The organism is Ferriphaselus amnicola (assembly GCF_000974685.2).
Lineage (GTDB): Bacteria > Pseudomonadota > Gammaproteobacteria > Burkholderiales > Gallionellaceae > Ferriphaselus > Ferriphaselus amnicola.
Genome location: NZ_AP018738.1, coordinates 993,134 through 1,010,492, shown reverse-complemented (window position 1 = coordinate 1,010,492; position 17,359 = coordinate 993,134). Strand labels below are relative to the sequence as shown.

Here is a 17,359-nt window from a genome sequence, read left to right as displayed (position 1 = left end):
CTATCAACGTGCCTCTTCTTTTGCGCACTCCTGCGCCTCGTACCACATAGCATTAAGCACCGACACCATCACGGCGGCTGAGACTCCAAGTACCCAAGCGAAGTACCACATGATGTTCCCTTTCTTAATAAAGTGAATGATCGTTAGCTTCGATGTGCGCAACGGTGATCTTGCCGCGCATGATGCGGTAGGCCCAGCCGGTATAGGCGATCACGATGGGAGTCATGATCAGCGCCACCCAGAACATGATGCCCAGTGTGCGCTGACTGGATACGCAATCCCATGCGGTCAAGCTGTGCGCGGGCATCGAGCTGGAAGGCAGCACGAAGGGAAACATGGCGATCCCAGCGGTGAAGATCACGCCTAACATCGCTACCGAACTGGAAACGAATGCAAACACACCCTTCAGTTTCGCTGCAAAGAACATGCCCGCCAGCGCCCCGATGAAGCCGAGGGCGGGAATGATCCATAGCAGCGGCATTTTGGCAAAGTTACCGAACCAGGCTCCTGCCTGCATCTCCACCACTTTATCCAGCGGACTTTGCATCACGCCTGCTGCGGGGCCGGAGATCAGCACATAGCCTGAGATGTTCGCGACCAGAACGCCACACACGGCGAACACCACCACCATCAGTCCGCCACAGATCAACGCAGCACGGCTGGCACGTTGCTGGATCACCCCTTCGGTACGCACGATGAGGTAGTTCGCACCGTGAAAGGCGATCATCGACAGGCTGAGCAATCCGGCCAGTAAGGAGAATGGATTGAGCAATGCCCAGAACGTGCCGGTATAGCTCGAACGCATGGTGTCATCGTAGTGGAACGGTACGCCAAGCAGTACGTTGCCGAAAGCCACGCCAAACAACAACGCAGGGATGGCCGAGCCGACGAACAGCCCCCAATCCCACGCGGTTCGCCAGCGCGGATCGGCTACTTTGCTGCGGAAGTCAAAGCCAACAGGACGAAAGAACATCGCCCACAACACGGCCATCAGGGCAAAGTACAAACCGGAAAATGCGGTGGCATAGACCAGCGGCCATGCTGCAAAGATGGCACCACCTGCAGTGATGAACCAGACTTGATTACCATCCCAGTGCGGTGCCACGCTATTGATGAGTACGCGACGTTCGCTGTCGGACTTGGCGACGAAGGGCAGCAAAGCGCCCATCCCCATGTCGTGACCGTCCATTACGGCAAAGCCCACCAGCAACACGCCAACCAACAACCACCAGATCAGTTTGAGTGTCTCGTAATCGAACATGCTAATACTCCTTTTTGGGAACGGGAGCAGACACTGCTCCCTTAGTCATGCCGCCGCTCGACTCGAAGTGGTAAGCGCCTGTGCCGAGGCTGGATGGCCCAAGGCGGGCGTACTTGAACATCAGGTACAGTTCAGCTACCAACAGCAGCGTGTAGAAAGTGAAGAAGCCCGCCAGTGACAACATCACTTCGCCGGAGGTCACGCTAGAGACAGACAGATGTGTGGGCAGCACGCCATGCACCGTCCACGGCTGGCGCCCTACTTCGGCGACGATCCAGCCCACTTGTGTCGCAATCCAAGGCATGGGGATGAACCACAGCGCCCAGCGCAGCAGCCAAGGTTTCTTCTCGAAGGAATTCTTCGCGGACGACCAGAAGGCGATGGCGAACAGGGCGATGAAGGCGATCCCCAAGGCCACCATGATGCGGAAACTCCAGAACAGCGGCGCGACTGGCGGGATCGCATCACCCACTGCCTGCATCAGCATCTCTGGCGTTGCTTGAGTGACATCCTCGGTGTATTTCTTCAGCAACAAACCGTAACCCATATCGACCTTGTGGGCAGAAAATAGCTCTGCTGCCTCGACATCGGCCTTGTTTTTGCGCATACGTTCGAGCGCGGCTACGGCGATGATGCCGCTCTCGATACGCTTCTTGAGGGTGACCTCTAGCTGGTCGATACCGGGCAGTACGGTATCGTTGGAACGGGTAGCGATGAGCCCCAATAGATAAGGGATCTTCACCTCGGCATGGTTAGTGCGATTGGCTTCGTCGGGAATACCGAACACCGTCAGTCCAGCCGGTGCCTCTTCGGTCTTCCACATGCCTTCCATCGCAGCGAGCTTAGTTTTCTGGTGCTCGGTCACGGCATATCCCGACTCATCGCCCAATACTACGACCGACAGTGCTGAAGCCAGACCGAACGCGGCGGCGATACGGAAAGAACGGCGTGCGAACTCCAGATCGCGCCCCTTGAGCAGATACCAGGACGAGATGCCAAGCACGAATACCGAAGCCGTCACGTAGCCGGACGACACGGTATGCACGAACTTGGCCTGTGCCGCTGGGTTGAACACCAAATCCCAGAAGCTGGTCATTTCCATGCGCATAGTGACAGGATTGAACTCCGCACCGACTGGGTTCTGCATCCAGCCGTTAGCGATTAAGATCAATACCGCCGATAGATTGGAGCCGATCGCCACTAGGCAAGTGACTGTCAAGTGCCCGACTTTTGACAGTCGATCCCATCCAAAGAAGAACAGGCCAACGAAGGTCGATTCGAGGAAAAAGGCAAGCAGCCCCTCGATCGCCAGCGGCGCACCGAAGATGTCGCCCACGTAATGAGAGTAATACGCCCAGTTGGTGCCGAACTGGAATTCCATGGTCAGCCCCGTCGTCACCCCCAAGGCGAAGTTGATGCCGAACAGCTTGCCCCAGAACTTGGTCATGTCGCGGTAGATCTGCTTGCCGGTCATGACATAGACCGTTTCCATGATCACCAGCAGGAACGTCAGTCCTAAAGTGAGCGGCACGAAAATGAAGTGGTACAGCGCGGTGATGGCGAACTGCAACCGCGCAAGGTCAACGGCAGCCGGATCAATCATGGCTCGCTCCTTGGAATTAATGAAAAATCATGAGCGCTGCCGGAGATGCGCTCTGCCACCGTTGCGGCGATGACATCCTTACTGGGCGCGTGTGAGAAGAAGGTCCACCACAACAGAAACAGCAGTGCGCCCTTGAACAACAAGGCAAAGAAAATCTCCCAAGCCAAGGTGCGTTTGATCGAGAATCGTTTAGTGATTTTCATACTGACGGGGATCCATTCATATGATCAACTTCAGATAGTGTAGGGATAAATGTTTGCCGTGGGAATGCGACATATTGTCGCGCGGCAAATCGTCGCATACCTGCATCATCCACTACAACGCTTTGCGCAACACGCCCATCTGCGAAGCCTCGAAACCCAGCTTGCGGTAGAACACCCAAGCGGCGTGGTTATTTTGGTCTGCTAACAAGGTGATGCGGCGGTAGCCTTGCTGACGCGCCCAGTCCAGCACCTGTTCGACCAATTGCCGCCCTAGCCCGCCGCCGCGATGGGCGCGACTGACAATCACGTCTTCCAGCAACACCACGCGTCCGCCTTCCGCCGTGCTGACGGTAATGAGGGCGTTGGCCATGCCAGCCACCGCGCCATCGACGCGCAGCACGAATAACTGCCCCAGCGCCGGGTTGTCGAGGATCAGGCGCAGGCCGCGCAGTTGCTTGTCGCGCATGGGCTGGAAGTCGCTTTCGAGGGTGAACAGCTCAGCGAGTAGGTCGGCGAGTCGTGGCAGATCCTCTGCGCGGGCAAAACCAAGTTCAATCAACGGCACTCTCCTCTTTCGATCCATTCGCGCTAAACCTTTTGCTTCTCAAACTCTAGCCCGCGAAACACGGAGCAGCGCTTGAAGGCTTCCAGATTCGGCGGTACCTTTTTTTGATGACAATACTTGGATACCAGTTTACTCAGCCCCTTGATGTCACGCCCCGAAGCCGAGGGGAAAAGGTCAGCCAATTGCAACAGCAGGCGTTCATCCACCTTCAAGTCGAACTGCTCGGTCATCACTCGCCAGATACGTCGCCGCGCCTCCGCATCCGGCTGGTGATACTTTATCAACGCGATGCAGCGTGAAATGATCGCCTCATCGATGTCGTCAACACGATTGGTGGTAAGGAACAGCAGGCCGTTGAAATATTCCAACACGCGCAGGAAGACACCGACGACAGCATTGGTGGCAATGTTGTCATCCCGGCGGCGAATGTACACGTCCGCCTCATCGATCAACATCACCGCCCCCCAACGCTGCGCACGGGTCAACACATCCTTCAGGGCGACTTCCATCGCCGCGACATTGAGCCCAAGTTGGCCTGAATGTACACGATACAAGGGGCGTCTGATTATCTCGGCATACACTTCCGCTGTCAGCGTTTTTCCCACACCTGCAGGGCCGGCACACAACACCGTCGTTCCGCCTGACTTGCCTGCGATGATGTCATCCATCAGTACGTCCATCTCGGCGGTCAGAATATCGATCAGGTCGGTCTGCTCTTCCGGCAGGATCAACTTGTTTTTCAACGCGGGCTGATATGCATACGGCTCAATATCGTTCACATGCACCCATAGGTAGTGATGCAGCTCCAAATGAAACATGAGCATGTAAAAATGCACGGGCAGCTGAGTGAAAACGCCCTTGGGCATCTCGGCTTGCAGCTTCTCTACTTCATCATCCGACTTAAAACGCAGACTTTTCGAGGCGCGACGTAAATAGCGTCCGAGAATATCGCCGTTACTGTCGAGCCCCAATACTCGGTCGGTCAGGATGCCCTCATCGTTGACCAAGCGTGCGCTTCCCCCGCCAGAGGACATCACCACGATGTCTTTGCGCGCCCAATCGGTATCGCGGTGGGTGGCGGTGGGATTTTCGGCGTAATAGCCGACGCCATGACCTGAAAACTGTGCGCCATAGCGCCCGCGCCAATCAAAATAACGCCTAGCCGCCTCGTCATAGTTGCGAATCAGTTCCGGCGTTTCTTTAATGTAACCCTTGGCCGCAAAGATCTCAGCCACGGTTCGATTTCCCAAATCACGGGGCAGGAACATCACATTGACACTGGCCAAGCGACCTTTGGCATTGGCTTTTAGCTCGATCAGGACGCGACCTGCTTCATCGTTGGAAGGCGGAGTGAAGTCGATCCGGGTCACTACCCACGCAGTAGGCTTGCCCGTGATAGCGGCGCTGAACAGCCAACCTCGAATCGCATCCTTGATCAGAAAATTGGCAATGGCGGGAACCAGCGGCTCAAGGTCATCGCCCTCAAAGCGCGGGCCTTCATCGTTCATTGCGTGTTGCAGAGTACCCAACTGTGCCGCTCGGGCACGCTGATCTGCGTCACCACGCCCATAAATCTCACGCAAGAAAGTCACTTCCTCATCTGCCAACTGGCTGAATGCAACCTCGGCACTATTGCCAAAGCGCAGTTGCTCCGTCAAATCGTCCAGTCGCGGAAATGCTTTGATCATGGCCTCGACATAAGGCCGCTCGATACGCAATTTCATTTAGCCCTCCCCTCCCGATAATCAGCATCCCGACACGTTGGATGCTCGTTGGAGATGGAGAGCAAGATATGAGCCTAAGGACTAAGCAAGAAAAAAGTTCACTTGGATGTCTCTTGGTGGTGCCGTATATGGTGCGGACGTCACCAGAAAATCTGCGCCTGCGCGCACATAATCCACCGCATTGACCGCGTTGACACCACCTGCCGCCGCAAGCTTGGTTTGCAGCTTTGCAAGATCCAATGCGGCACGACATTCAGCCACGGCCTCGGTAGTGAATTTTTCCACTTGCAGGACATCGGCTCCTGCCTGTGCCCAGAGCATCGCCTCCGAGACATTGGCGACCTCAACGACCAACTTCCTTTCCGGTTCGGCTCGTTTATAGCGCGCGACGGTAGCCGTCTGAGTCTCATTCAGGAACAAACGATGTTCGGCAAACAAAAGTAATGATTCCGACAAACCCAGCCTATGCATGGTGGCGCCACCCGCGCGCACGGCCTTCACTGAAAGCGCCTTAGTTCCCGGCACATTCTTGCGCGTGCAGGCTACCGAAACGGGCGCGGCTGCTTGCACAATCGCGGCGGCAGACGTGCTGATGCCACTCGCCCACTCCACCAGAACCTGCGCTGTTTTCCACACACGGTGCAGGCTCTGCGCTGTGCCCTGCGCTTCAAGCAACAATGTACTTTGGCTGACGGACTGACCGGAGCAGACATGCACATCGCTTGTCGCTCCACTTAGTGTGAACAACCGCGCCGCTTCTTCAATGGCACACACCACCATGTCTTGCCGCGCACGGAATTCCAGACGTGCGGTTTGTTGCCCGATCCCCGAAGTCTCGGTCGTGAGATCGCCACACGGCACATCGTCGCTCAACAAGCGCAGCAATTCCTCATCACTTAACGCCAGATAACTCATCTTTTCTCCCCCTGCATCAACGCCACGCTCTTCACTTGCGCGTACACCACCCTGCCAACTTCCAGCCCCAGTAGATCACGAGAGCGGCGGGTGATCCGCGACAGTAGGCGTTGCGAGTCGCCCACTGCCAGCAACACATTGACCTTGTCCGCACCTTCGTCGCTCAGCTCAAGGATGGTTGATTGCAGGATGTTGCTGATGCTGGAGCCCTGCGGCATCTGGGTGGCTAGGCTGACATCGCGCGCCAACACCCGAGCACGCACCGAGCTACCGATGGGTTGATCGAGTAAACCTACCCAAAGCTGTCCGCCCACCATATCGACGCGGGTCAGGTGATAGCGCTCTTCATGCGCAGCGACCTCAGCTTCGATCACCACACCAGCATCGTCGAAATGCGCGGTAGGCAGATCAAGGCGAGCAAGGGTTTCGTGCAGCGCACCGCTGGCGATGACGCGGCCTTGCTGCAACAGCACCAAATGGTCGGCTAGCCGAGCGACCTCATCCAGCGCATGGCTGACGTAGAACACGGGGATCTCCAGCTCGCGATGCAGGTGTTCCAGATACGGCAAGATCTCCTGCTTGCTGGCGGAGTCAAGCGCGGAGAGCGGCTCGTCCATCAGCAGCAGACGCGGACTGGTGAGCAGCGCACGACCGATAGCAACGCGCTGACGCTCGCCACCGGAAAGCTGCGCCGGGTCACGGCGCTCAACCAGATGCGCCAGCCCCAGCCAGTCGATGACTTGCTCCGGCTTCACTCTTTGCTCAGAGGCAGGAGTGCGACGGTAGCCATACTCCAGATTGGCGCGCACCGACAGATGCGGAAACAGGCTCGCCTCTTGGAACACATAGCCCAGCGGGCGTTTGTGCACGGGCACGAAGGTCTGTTCATCCTGCCAAGTTTCACCATTCACGTTCAACGAACCTTGCGCACGTTCGAGCCCTGCGATGCAGCGCAGCAATGTGGTCTTGCCGGAACCGGACGGACCGAACAAAGCAGTGATGCCTAGTGCGGGAGCAGTGAATTCCGATTCCAGCTTAAAATCGTCGCGGTGCAACACAAACCGTGCACGAATACCGTTCATCGTCATACCTTCCTAGGCGTGGGGCGCCATGCGTAAAGCACCAATAACACTAAAAAGGAGAAGATCAGCATCACAGCAGCAAGATGGTGCGCCTGTCCGTATTCCAATGCCTCCACATGGTCGTAAATCTGCACCGAGGCCACCCGCGTGATACCCGGCAAATTGCCGCCTATCATCAATACCACACCAAACTCGCCCACAGTATGGGCAAAAGTCAAAATTCCGGCGGTGAGGAAACCCGGCAACGCAAGCGGCACCGCAACGCTAAAAAAAATATTCAGCGGCGAAGCATGCAAGGTCGCGGCTACTTCCAGCGGGCGGTCGCCGATAGACTCGAATGCCGTTTGCAAAGGCTGCACCATGAAAGGCAGCGAGTAGAACACCGAGGCCACCACCAACCCCCAGAAGGTGAACGGAAGCATACCAATGCCCAGGGCTTGGGTAAGATGCCCAACTGGGCCATTCGGCCCCATCGCCAACAGCAAGTAGAAACCGAGCACCGAGGGTGGCAACACTAGCGGCAAGGCCACTATCGCGCTGACTGGCCCTTTCCACCTGCCGCGTGCACGCGCCAGCCACCACGCGATGGGAGTGCCGACCAGCAGCAGGATAAGCGTGACGACACTGGCTAACCGCACAGTCAGCCAGATTGCTTGCAGGTCACCGCCCGACAAACCCATTACTATCCCCGATCAAAAAATGGACGACCACTTGACCGCGGCCTACTTACGCACGGCTTCGCCGGGCAGCACGAACCCGTATTTAGTCATCACGGCGCGCGCCGGCTTGCTGCCTATGTAATTGGCAAAGCGTTTGGCTAATGCACTGTTCTCGGCTCGTTTGCAGATAATGAATCCCTGCTCCAGCGGCGCATGAAGCATATCGGGAATGAGGTAATATCCGCCCTTGCTCGACAGTTCGGGATTCACCGCCAGCGACAAGGCGATGATGCCGACCTGCGCATTACCGGTCTGCACAAACTGAGCCGTGTTGGCGATGTTCTCGCCATAGACCAGTTTGGACTCGATCTTCTCCCATAAGCTGGATGAGCGCAATGCTTCCTCGGCACGCTTTCCGTAGGGGGCATGCTGCGGATTGGCGATGGCGATGTGGGTAATCTTGGAATCGGTCAGACTACCCAATGTCATCTTGCTCGCATCCATGCTGGCGCTCCATAGCACGATGCGGCCGACAGCGTAAGGCTTTACTTCGGAAGCCGCCAGGCCGTTCTTCGCCAATTCGCGAGGGAAGGCAATGTCGGCGGAGAAGAACAAGTCAAACGGCGCACCCTGTTGCATCTGGGTGTTGAACTTGCCGGACGAACCGTAGATGACCTCCACCTCGTCACCCGCATTGGACGACTTGAAGGTGGTGACAATTTCGTCCATTGCGAACTTCAGATCGGCGGCAGCTGCGACGGTAATCTTTTCGGCATGTGCGATCTGTGCCAGCGCGCTCAGCAGCAAGCCAACAAGTAGTTTGGTCATGGAAATCCTCATTGCGCTCTCCTTACGCGTTGACGGCCAGAATCACATGGGACGCCTTGATCAGCGCGCAGGCTTTCACGCCTTCGGCCAAGCCTAGCGAGTGAATGCTGTCATTGGTCACCACCGCTGCCACGCTCTTGCCACCCGCCAGTTCGATGATGACTTCGCCATTCACCGCGCCTTCCTGACAGCGCACCACCGTACCGTGCAGCTCGTTGCGGGCACTGGTCTTGAAGCCATCGGAGGTCGTCACGATCACCCAAGGTGCTTTCACCATCGCATACACTTCCACACCATCTGTGAGCGCCAGATGCTCAACGCTCTCGTTTGTGATGACCGCTGCCAGCGTATCGCCGCCGCCGATGTCCACGATCACCTCGGCGTTGATCGCGCCCAGCTTGATGCTTTTCACCGATCCCAAAAATTGATTGCGCGCACTCGTTTTCATATCGAATCTCCTGATTAAATGGTAATACTCATCGAAGTCATCCATGATGCGGCTTAACGTTTTGAGCACATGTTCTCGCTCCTGCTCCAACCGCCGATACGCGCCAACCACCCGACGGCCATACACGGTGAGCGTTGTTCCGCCCCCCTTCTGCCCGCCAGTTTTGCGCTCGACCAAGGGCTGCTCGGAAAGATTGTTGATTGCCTCAACGGCTTCCCAGGCAGCCTTGTAGCTCATGCCCATCGCACTCGCTGCGGATGAAATCGAGCCCGATGCGTCGATGCGCTCCAACAACTCCAGATGATCCCAGCGCTTTCCCTTAGCAATTTTGAATTGCGGGAAGCGCCCCGGAATAGTTTTCTTCACATTCGATTGAACCACAATGACCTCGCGTTATAACCTATCACCACCTAACGGTAAGCAAGAGTAATACCACTTTTGAATTCTTTCAACTTAACCACATAAGCCATTGAATAATTGAAGTAGTACAAACTATAAAAATTGGGAGCTTGCACTCGACTTATGCTCGACTCACAATTTGGTGCGTGAGAAACACGACAATCACCTACCAAATAAAACGGGCACTTGCGTGCCCGTGATTATTTTTCTGTCTGCGATACATTAAGACTCGTCTACGCTCGCCACCACCACGCCAATGGCCTGTAGCGGATCGTTGGTCAAACTCAGACAATGTTCGCTACCGCTCACTAAGTAAAGATTGAAGGATTCGCCCTGCAACACTGGCGGCATGCGAGCGGGCATATCGTCATCATTGCAGAAGGTAAAGCGCAGGTCCGGCCAGCGACTTTTCAGTTGAGCCATCGCCTCGTCATTCATCGCCGAAAATGAAGATGCGATCTTCGCGATACTGTCCAGTGTCTCAGGAACGATCATCGGGCTACTCATCTTCTGACTCGGCAAATTGTCTCAGCGACTTCGCTTCCACGCCAAGGATCTTGGCCAGCCAAGGCGGTGGTGCATCCAGTACCCGCTGTAGGCGTTGTAAGGTGTAGCGCACCTTGCCGCCTTCGGGCACTTTCACTGGATGAACATTGGCACGCACTGCTTTAGCTGCTGCTGGGCCACCGATGGATTGCACATAGACGATCTGGCAGTCGTTGATGAGCTCTGCACGAGCGACATTTTTGTCTTCGGCTTCGTCAGCGAGGACGGTCGGTCTAATCTCGATCAAGCGAACTTCTTCACGCGCTACTTGATAGATCAGAAAACGTGGGCAGGAGCCAAAGTGACCATCGAGATTCTCTTCGGTGTTGGAAGCGACAGCAACGCGCAGACTACCGGGAAGGTCGCCTTCCGTGTAGCTGTCCAACTCGGGCAAGTTATCTGCCTCATTGCTCTGCCCCCACAGGTGGCGCACCGCCAGCTTGATCGTTGCACCATCGACATCAGGATCGACCGTCTCTTCGCCAGATAGAATGAGCTTGATATCAGCTACAGTGACTTTGGCAAGTTTGTCTTCGGTGATGGGCAAGCCCAGATGGTCGCCCAGCTTGGCCACTAACCCGCCCATGTTCACCTCGGATAAGGTACGAGCGGCCAGCGCGATGCGCAGAGCGGCAGTTTTGGTGATGATGCCGTTAGTCATACGGATTCCTCATCTATTGTTGGGTGATCGCCTTTCGGTCACGAAAGGCGATCAGAGTTGCTATGCAGCCAGTTGAACGATGCAGCCCTTGATCGGGCAGACCTTCACACATTGCGGCTTGGAATACTCGCCTTCACATTCAGTGCAATCATTCGCGCTGATGAAGTACATGCCTTTCTTGGTGCTGATGGAGGCGGTTGGGCACTCCGGTTCGCAGTCACCACAAGAAGTGCACAAGTCGGTGAGGATTTTCATTGCCATGATAGTTCTCCTTTAGGTCAGGGAAAGGTGCAAGGTACAAGGAGCGCACCTGAGGTACTCAAGAGGAAACCCATAACCGCAGTCACCCTTGCCTCTTCCACCTTCCAACTTGACTGTTTCATTTTCATTCCGCCGCATCCAGACGCTTAGCACGCAAGGAGATCGGCAATCTAGCTGGCGCAGGCTGCGGCTCGATGTAATAGCAACCGCCGTTGTTCAGCTTGATCTCGCCACCCCACTTCTCTGGGGTGTTGAACTCCATCGAAACAATGTCGTCCTCGAGGTCGCGCTTAGGCAGATAGAACACATACTCTGTCTTGCTGCCGCGCTGGATCATGATGTTTGCCATTGCAACTCCTTGAGTTTCAGTACTGAGCGATAAGTTCTGAGTGCTGAGTAAAACTGCCATACCCACTCAGCGCTCAGTTCTCGCTACTCAGTCCTGCCTTAACGTACTAGGTCGTGGTTGTAGTCGGTGGTTCCCATGCCGCGAGTCTCATCATCCAGACGCTCCAGCACTGCGTTAGTCAGTGTGGTGAGCATTTGCATGGCACCTTCATAGCCCAAGGTGGTGGCGCGATGCAGGTGGTGACGGTCGAAGATCGGGAAGCCGATACGGATCAGTGGCACTTCAAACTCTTTACCTTTATGCAAGGTATCGCGTTGGATGAACTTGCCGTAGCTGTTGCCGATCATGAAGTCAGGCTTCTCGGTCAGCACCAGCGAACGGAAGTGCCACAAGTCAGCGCCTGCGAACAACTGGGTGTTCTTGCCGTAAGGGGTCTCGTCCAGCATTTTCTGCATGGCCTTCGTCCACTTCTTGCTGCCGTTGTTGCACAGCACGTGCAGCGGTTCGATACCCAGTTCAGTCAGGAACTTGGTCATGCCCAGCGTGAAGTCAGGATCACCGTACAGGCTGATCTTCTTGCCGTGCAGCCAAGTGTGGCTGTCGGTCATCATGTCCACGAAACGGCCGCGTTCCTTGACCAGCGAGGCTGGAATAGGCTTGCCAGTGACTTCAGAAACTTTCATCAGCCATTCGTCGGTCCACTCCAGACCCATCGGAATGTTCAGCTTCGGTACTTCGTGCTTCCAAGTGAGGTCAACGTACTTCTTGGTCTTCTCCAGTTGCATCGGTTGCAGCAAGAAGGTGGTGGTAGCGTTAGCTGCATCCTTCACTTCGTCTTGCGTCGTGCCGCCTGCATACATACGGAACTGGCCGTCCGCTGGAGTATCCAGCACTTCGGTCGGGTCGCTCAGCATGGTGTGTGCAACGCCCATCTCGTCCAGCATGCGATGGATGACGCGGTAGTTACCCAAGTAAGTCTCGAAACCGGGAACGATGTTGATCTTGCCGTTCTTGCCGGGCACCTTGTCTTCCATGGTGTTCAGCGTGAAGTAACGCATCACTCCCTCGAACATATTGTCCCAACCCGTAACATGCGAACCCACGAACGATGGTGTGTGAGCAAACGGAGTTGGAAAATCTTCAGGGATGTTGCCCGCCTTCTTGGTGTTACGGATGAAGGCGTTCAAGTCATCACCGATCACTTCGGCCATACAGGTGGTGGAGACCGCGATCATTTCTGGCTTGTAGATCGCCTTGGCATTTTCCAGACCATCGATCATGTTCTTCTGACCACCGAACACAGCTGCGTCTTCAGTCATCGAGTCGGAAACGCACGAGATAGGCTCGCGGAAGTGACGGTTGAAGTAGGTACGGAAGTAAGCCACACAGCCCTGCGAACCGTGCACATACGGCATAGTCTTTTCAAAGCCCAGCGCGCACAGTACCGCGCCCAGAGGTTGGCAGGCCTTGGCCGGATTCACGGTCAACGCTTCACGCTTGAAGTTCAACTCACGATATTCCATCGTGGTCGTCCACTCGAAGGTGTCCTGAACCTTGGCAGATTCATGGCGCTCTTCGAACTGGTCTTGTTTGTTACCTATGGATTCCTTGTATTCGTCCTGACGGAACAATGGATAACAAGGCTTGATGTCGTCAACTTGTTGCATATCTATCTCCTTAGCCGCACTGCTCATATGCAGATGCCGGCATAGTTTGATGATGGGCGACACGAGGTCGCCCCCATGTTGCTTACGCTGCTTCTTTCAACGCTTCCGGCTCAGCTTTTTTCAACCACGGTGCGGTGATCTTGCTCCAGCACGGATTGTTCAAAGTCATGTCCATATCGCGGGCGAAGATGGCAAAGCCGTCATAACCGTGGTACGGGCCGGAATAATCCCAGCTGTGCATCTGGCGGAAAGGAACGCCCATCTTTTGGAAGATGAACTTTTCCTTGATGCCGGAGCCGACCAGGTCGGGCTTGACCTTCTTCACGAACTCTTCGAATTCGAAGCCGGTGACATCGTCATACAGCAAGGTTGCATTGCCCATGTCTTTGATGGTGCGGTCGTAGTCGTCGTTGTGACCGAACTCGTAACCGGTACCGACCACTTCCATACCCAAGTCTTCGTAAGCACCGATGACGTGACGCGGACGCAGACCACCCACGTACAACATGACGCGCTTGCCTTGCAAACGTGGCTTGTACTTGTCGATCACGGCTTGCATCAAAGGTTGATACTTGGCGATGACGCGCTCGGCACCTTCTTTGATCTTGTCGTCGAACAGTGCAGCGATGGCACGCAGCGATTCAGCGACTTTGGTGGGGCCGAAGAAGTTGTATTCCATCCAAGGGATGTTGTACTTCTCTTCCATGTGGCGCGCGATATAGTTCATCGAACGGTAGCAGTGGATCAGGTTGACCTTGACGTAAGGTGTCTTCTCCATCTCAGCGATGGTGCCGTCGCCGGACCATTGCGCAACCACGCGCAGACCCATCTCTTCCAACAAGATACGAGAAGACCATGCGTCGCCGCCGATGTTGTAGTCGCCGATGACAGCTACGTCATACGGTGTACCTTCGAATGGCTTGCCTTCGCGACGTGGCAAGACCCAATCACGGATCGCGTCGTTAGCGATGTGGTGACCAAGAGATTGCGACACACCACGGAAACCTTCGCAGCGCACTGGAACGACAGGCTTGTCGATCTCTTTGGCCGCTTTCTTGGAAACCGCTTCGATATCGTCACCGATTAGACCGATCGGGCACTCGGATTGCACGGAGATACCCTTGTTCAGCGGGAACAGTAGTTCGATCTCGCCGATCAGTTTGGCGAGCTTCTTGTCGCCGCCAAACACGATGTCCTTTTCCTGGAAGTCGGAAGTGAAGTTCATCGTGCCGAATGTGTTCACGCCAGTGGTACCGACGTAGTAGTTACGGCGACCGGCGCGGGAATACTGACCGCAGCCGACCGGGCCGTGTGAAATGTGGATCATGTCCTTGATCGGGCCCCACACCACGCCCTTAGAACCAGCGTATGCGCAACCGCGAATGGTCATCACACCCGGCAACGATTTGCGATTGGAGGTGATGCACTTCTTGGACTGTTCGATAGATTGATCGTTGACGGCGAGGTGTTTTTCGCGGTCTTTTCTTGCTTTCTCTGGATAAACCTCAAGCACTTCTTGAATCAGCGCTTCGGTTTCTTCGCGTGTCAGTGTTGTCATTTCATTCTCCTTTAATGACCCACCAATATGTGGAGTCCGTCAGGGTTTGAGTGGGTCAGGTACGCGGATTAACCGCATACCCAACGTCATTTACAGACTTATCGAGCGGCCTTGCGGCCAACCCGACCACCTCTATCAAGCTGCGACAGCGGCTTTACCGATGATGCTTTCGTCTTCTGCTTCCATGATGCCGAATTCCATCAACAAGGCTTCCAGCTCGTCCATGGTGATCGGAGTCGGAATAACGAACTTCTTGTTATCCACGATCTTGCGAGCCAGAGCACGATATTCGTCAGCTTGCTTGTGTGTTGGATCGTATTCAATCACGGTCATACGACGAATTTCAGCGTGTTGCACAGCGTTAGCACGTGGGATGAAGTGAATCATCTGTGTGCCCAGTTGTTCGGCCAGCGCCATGATCAGTTCGTCTTCGCGGTCAGTGTTACGGCTGTTACAGATCAGGCCAGCCAGACGCACGCCACCGGAGTTCGCATACTTCACGATGCCCTTGGCGATGTTGTTCGCCGCGTACATCGCCATCATTTCGCCGGAGCAAACGATGTAGATCTCTTGCGCCTTGTTTTCGCGAATCGGCATCGCGAAACCACCGCACACCACGTCGCCCAGCACGTCATAGAACACGAAGTCGAGTTCGTCGTCATACGCGCCTTCTTCTTCCAGGAAGTTAATCGCAGTGATCACACCACGACCAGCACAACCCACGCCAGGCTCTGGACCACCAGATTCAACGCACTTGATGCCGCCGTAACCAACCGACAACACGTCTTCCAATTCCAGATCCTCAACAGAACCCGCTTCAGCAGCCAGTTCCATCACGGAGTTTTGAGCCTTCGAGTGCAGAATCAAACGAGTTGAGTCAGCTTTCGGATCGCAGCCAACGATCATTACTTTCTTGCCAGATTCGGCCAGAGCAGCTACCAAGTTTTGAGTGGTAGTCGATTTACCGATACCGCCCTTCCCGTAAATTGCGCATTGACGCAGAGCCATGTTAGTCTCCTGAGAGTTTCAAAATGAAGGTGCGATTGAAAAAACTGTCGCTCGCACTCTTAACATCGCAAACACTGTGCCACCTACACAAAAAAACACTAACCCTTTGTATTTAATTGATTCAACCACCAACATAAAGCCACACTAACAGCAGTGGAACATAACAAATCCCCCGCCTTTGTAGGAGTGGCGACAACGCCCTGCCCTACTCTGCCACGCAGCTCGCGGCTCCCCATCAATCGTTGCAACCTACCCGCCACTATCCTTGGCAGCCTGAGCTTCCAGCATGACCCCGCCCCGCTGTACCTTGATGGCGTTGCGGAGTTTCATCACGGCCTGTTTGGCTTGCTAGATAAATTGCCCGATGCACGAGAGCGCGCCCACGCATTTAACTTGCACATGAATGCGGCCTTCTGGTTGGAGCAGCCCGAGCAAGCTGGCTACTCCGCGCTGACTACGACTAGCCGTCAGAAGGCTGACTACCTACGTTTGATGCGCGGTTGGAGTTTTGATGCAGATGGGCGGGAAGGTGCTGCCTTAAAGGGCTGGGTGGAGTCACGCTTTGGGCTGTTGCCACGCCATCACGGCGGCGTGATACGCGACTTTTCTGGGGATGCTTACCGCGGCTATCTGGAAATGCGTGCCGCTGCGCTATATGGAACCAACAGCCTAGAATCCCAGCTCGACCTACTTTACAGTTATTGCCAGTACGAGCTAGCTCGCCAATATCCCAGCCAGCATCACCTCACCCTGTATCGGGGCGTGAACCGGATGGATGAGCATGAAACCTTACTGACTCTGGATAAAAAACGGCGCGTGGTCCTCTTGAATAGTCTTAACTCATTCACCGCCAACCGCGAACGTGCCGATGAATTCGGCGACCATCTGCTCACCACACGCGTGCCTCTATCAAAAGTTTTCTGTTATACGAAATTACTGCCGGGGATGTTGCAGGGAGAAGATGAGTACACGGTGATCGGCGGACTGTATGAGGTGAGTATTGCGGCGTATTGATTACGCCGCAGTTATCCGAGCGTCTACATTAACTCTTGGCGCTCGCAACAGGCCTTCGAGAAACCACTAGCTTGGCTGTCATCACCTGCACGACCTCACCTACTTGATTGTGCGTCTTGTTGCGAATGGTCACAATGCCGAGCTCGGAACGAGAGCGTGATGCCGACACACTTAACACTTCACTTTCAACACTCAGAACATCCCCGGGGCGTGTGGGAATGGGCCAACTGATTTCGCAACCGGCTCCGATGATACCGCCTGCAAAGCGCGCGCTGCTGGTCACGATTAAGCGCATGGTGATGGCGGCGGTATGCCAGCCGCTGGCGGCAAGCCCGCCAAACAACGTGTCCCGGGCAGCGTGATCATCAAGGTGAAAAGGTTGCGGGTCGAACTGACTGGCAAATGCTTTGATTTGAGCTTCGTCCACGGTGTAGTTGGCGCTGCCGAATTTTTGGCCGACTTGAATATCGTCCAGATAAAGCAGGTCACCGTCATTTCCTTCCATCATGGAACTTTCCTCTGAAATATTGAATCTCGTTTCGAGATGTCTTGATATTGGTGCGCGCCACTTCAAGATTCCGAGGGCGCGCGCTTAGTTGAACCTCTAC

Annotated in this window: 20 protein-coding genes; 1 reads left to right on the top strand and 19 read right to left on the bottom strand. The window is 55.2% G+C overall.

The window, feature by feature from the left end:
• Positions 1 to 3 precede the first annotated feature (3 nt).
• The 18 genes from cydX to nifH form a co-directional block, all read right to left on the bottom strand.
• Positions 4 to 111, bottom strand: a complete 108-nt coding sequence (gene cydX / locus OYT1_RS04820; RefSeq protein WP_084612014.1) for a cytochrome bd-I oxidase subunit CydX — start codon at positions 109 to 111, stop codon at positions 4 to 6.
• A 13-nt stretch (positions 112 to 124) separates the two neighbouring features.
• Entirely contained in the window at positions 125 to 1,261 is a 1,137-nt protein-coding gene (gene cydB / locus OYT1_RS04815) for a cytochrome d ubiquinol oxidase subunit II (protein ID WP_062627015.1), read from the bottom strand.
• Position 1,262: 1 nt separating this feature from the next.
• Positions 1,263 to 2,864: a cytochrome ubiquinol oxidase subunit I gene (locus tag OYT1_RS04810; RefSeq protein ID WP_062627014.1), complete on the bottom strand. Its 1,602-nt coding sequence runs from the start codon at positions 2,862 to 2,864 to the stop codon at positions 1,263 to 1,265.
• The gene (gene cydP / locus OYT1_RS04805; RefSeq protein ID WP_062627013.1) at positions 2,861 to 3,067 is read right to left on the bottom strand and encodes a cytochrome oxidase putative small subunit CydP; all 207 of its coding nucleotides are present in this window, start codon (positions 3,065 to 3,067) and stop codon (positions 2,861 to 2,863) included. The genes OYT1_RS04810 and cydP overlap by 4 nt, the downstream gene beginning before the upstream one ends.
• A 112-nt stretch (positions 3,068 to 3,179) precedes the next feature.
• Positions 3,180 to 3,626 (bottom strand): GNAT family N-acetyltransferase, encoded by a 447-nt coding sequence (locus tag OYT1_RS04800; protein WP_232013229.1) that lies wholly within the window; start codon positions 3,624 to 3,626, stop codon positions 3,180 to 3,182.
• Between the two features lie 29 nt (positions 3,627 to 3,655).
• Positions 3,656 to 5,356, bottom strand: a complete 1,701-nt coding sequence (locus OYT1_RS04795) for an AAA family ATPase (protein ID WP_062627011.1) — start codon at positions 5,354 to 5,356, stop codon at positions 3,656 to 3,658.
• A gap of 81 nt (positions 5,357 to 5,437) precedes the next feature.
• Positions 5,438 to 6,271: a ModD protein gene (gene modD / locus OYT1_RS04790; RefSeq protein ID WP_062627010.1), complete on the bottom strand. Its 834-nt coding sequence runs from the start codon at positions 6,269 to 6,271 to the stop codon at positions 5,438 to 5,440.
• Positions 6,268 to 7,353: a molybdenum ABC transporter ATP-binding protein gene (gene modC / locus OYT1_RS04785; RefSeq protein WP_062627009.1), complete on the bottom strand. Its 1,086-nt coding sequence runs from the start codon at positions 7,351 to 7,353 to the stop codon at positions 6,268 to 6,270. The genes modD and modC overlap by 4 nt, the downstream gene beginning before the upstream one ends.
• 2 nt (positions 7,354 to 7,355) lie before the next feature.
• Positions 7,356 to 8,033: a molybdate ABC transporter permease subunit gene (gene modB, locus OYT1_RS04780; RefSeq protein WP_062627008.1), complete on the bottom strand. Its 678-nt coding sequence runs from the start codon at positions 8,031 to 8,033 to the stop codon at positions 7,356 to 7,358.
• Positions 8,034 to 8,075: 42 nt separating this feature from the next.
• The gene (gene modA, locus OYT1_RS04775) at positions 8,076 to 8,840 is read right to left on the bottom strand and encodes a molybdate ABC transporter substrate-binding protein (RefSeq protein WP_197714107.1); all 765 of its coding nucleotides are present in this window, start codon (positions 8,838 to 8,840) and stop codon (positions 8,076 to 8,078) included.
• Positions 8,841 to 8,862: 22 nt separating this feature from the next.
• Positions 8,863 to 9,654 (bottom strand): TOBE domain-containing protein, encoded by a 792-nt coding sequence (locus OYT1_RS04770; protein ID WP_232013228.1) that lies wholly within the window; start codon positions 9,652 to 9,654, stop codon positions 8,863 to 8,865.
• 255 nt (positions 9,655 to 9,909) lie between these two features.
• Complete coding sequence (locus OYT1_RS04765; protein ID WP_197714106.1) at positions 9,910 to 10,194, bottom strand: DUF6129 family protein; 285 nt, start codon at positions 10,192 to 10,194, stop codon at positions 9,910 to 9,912.
• On the bottom strand, positions 10,187 to 10,894 hold the full coding sequence (locus tag OYT1_RS04760; protein WP_062627004.1) for a dinitrogenase iron-molybdenum cofactor biosynthesis protein: 708 nt from the start codon (positions 10,892 to 10,894) through the stop codon (positions 10,187 to 10,189). The genes OYT1_RS04765 and OYT1_RS04760 overlap by 8 nt, the downstream gene beginning before the upstream one ends.
• 60 nt (positions 10,895 to 10,954) lie before the next feature.
• Positions 10,955 to 11,155, bottom strand: a complete 201-nt coding sequence (locus OYT1_RS04755; protein ID WP_062627003.1) for a 4Fe-4S binding protein — start codon at positions 11,153 to 11,155, stop codon at positions 10,955 to 10,957.
• 124 nt (positions 11,156 to 11,279) lie between these two features.
• Complete coding sequence (nifT, locus tag OYT1_RS04750; protein ID WP_062627002.1) at positions 11,280 to 11,504, bottom strand: putative nitrogen fixation protein NifT; 225 nt, start codon at positions 11,502 to 11,504, stop codon at positions 11,280 to 11,282.
• Between the two features lie 98 nt (positions 11,505 to 11,602).
• Positions 11,603 to 13,171, bottom strand: a complete 1,569-nt coding sequence (gene nifK, locus OYT1_RS04745) for a nitrogenase molybdenum-iron protein subunit beta (protein WP_062627001.1) — start codon at positions 13,169 to 13,171, stop codon at positions 11,603 to 11,605.
• An 82-nt stretch (positions 13,172 to 13,253) separates the two neighbouring features.
• Positions 13,254 to 14,729, bottom strand: coding sequence for a nitrogenase molybdenum-iron protein alpha chain (gene nifD, locus OYT1_RS04740; RefSeq protein ID WP_062627000.1), 1,476 nt, complete (start codon positions 14,727 to 14,729; stop codon positions 13,254 to 13,256).
• Positions 14,730 to 14,864: 135 nt separating this feature from the next.
• The gene (gene nifH, locus OYT1_RS04735) at positions 14,865 to 15,737 is read right to left on the bottom strand and encodes a nitrogenase iron protein (RefSeq protein WP_062626999.1); all 873 of its coding nucleotides are present in this window, start codon (positions 15,735 to 15,737) and stop codon (positions 14,865 to 14,867) included.
• A gap of 153 nt (positions 15,738 to 15,890) precedes the next feature.
• On the opposite strand from nifH, the gene OYT1_RS04730 reads away from it, so the two are divergent.
• The gene (locus OYT1_RS04730) at positions 15,891 to 16,751 is read left to right on the top strand and encodes an NAD(+)--dinitrogen-reductase ADP-D-ribosyltransferase (RefSeq protein WP_062626998.1); all 861 of its coding nucleotides are present in this window, start codon (positions 15,891 to 15,893) and stop codon (positions 16,749 to 16,751) included.
• A gap of 28 nt (positions 16,752 to 16,779) precedes the next feature.
• On the opposite strand, the gene OYT1_RS04725 is transcribed toward OYT1_RS04730, so the two are convergent.
• On the bottom strand, positions 16,780 to 17,259 hold the full coding sequence (locus tag OYT1_RS04725) for a MaoC family dehydratase (protein WP_062626997.1): 480 nt from the start codon (positions 17,257 to 17,259) through the stop codon (positions 16,780 to 16,782).
• Positions 17,260 to 17,359: the final 100 nt, after the last annotated feature.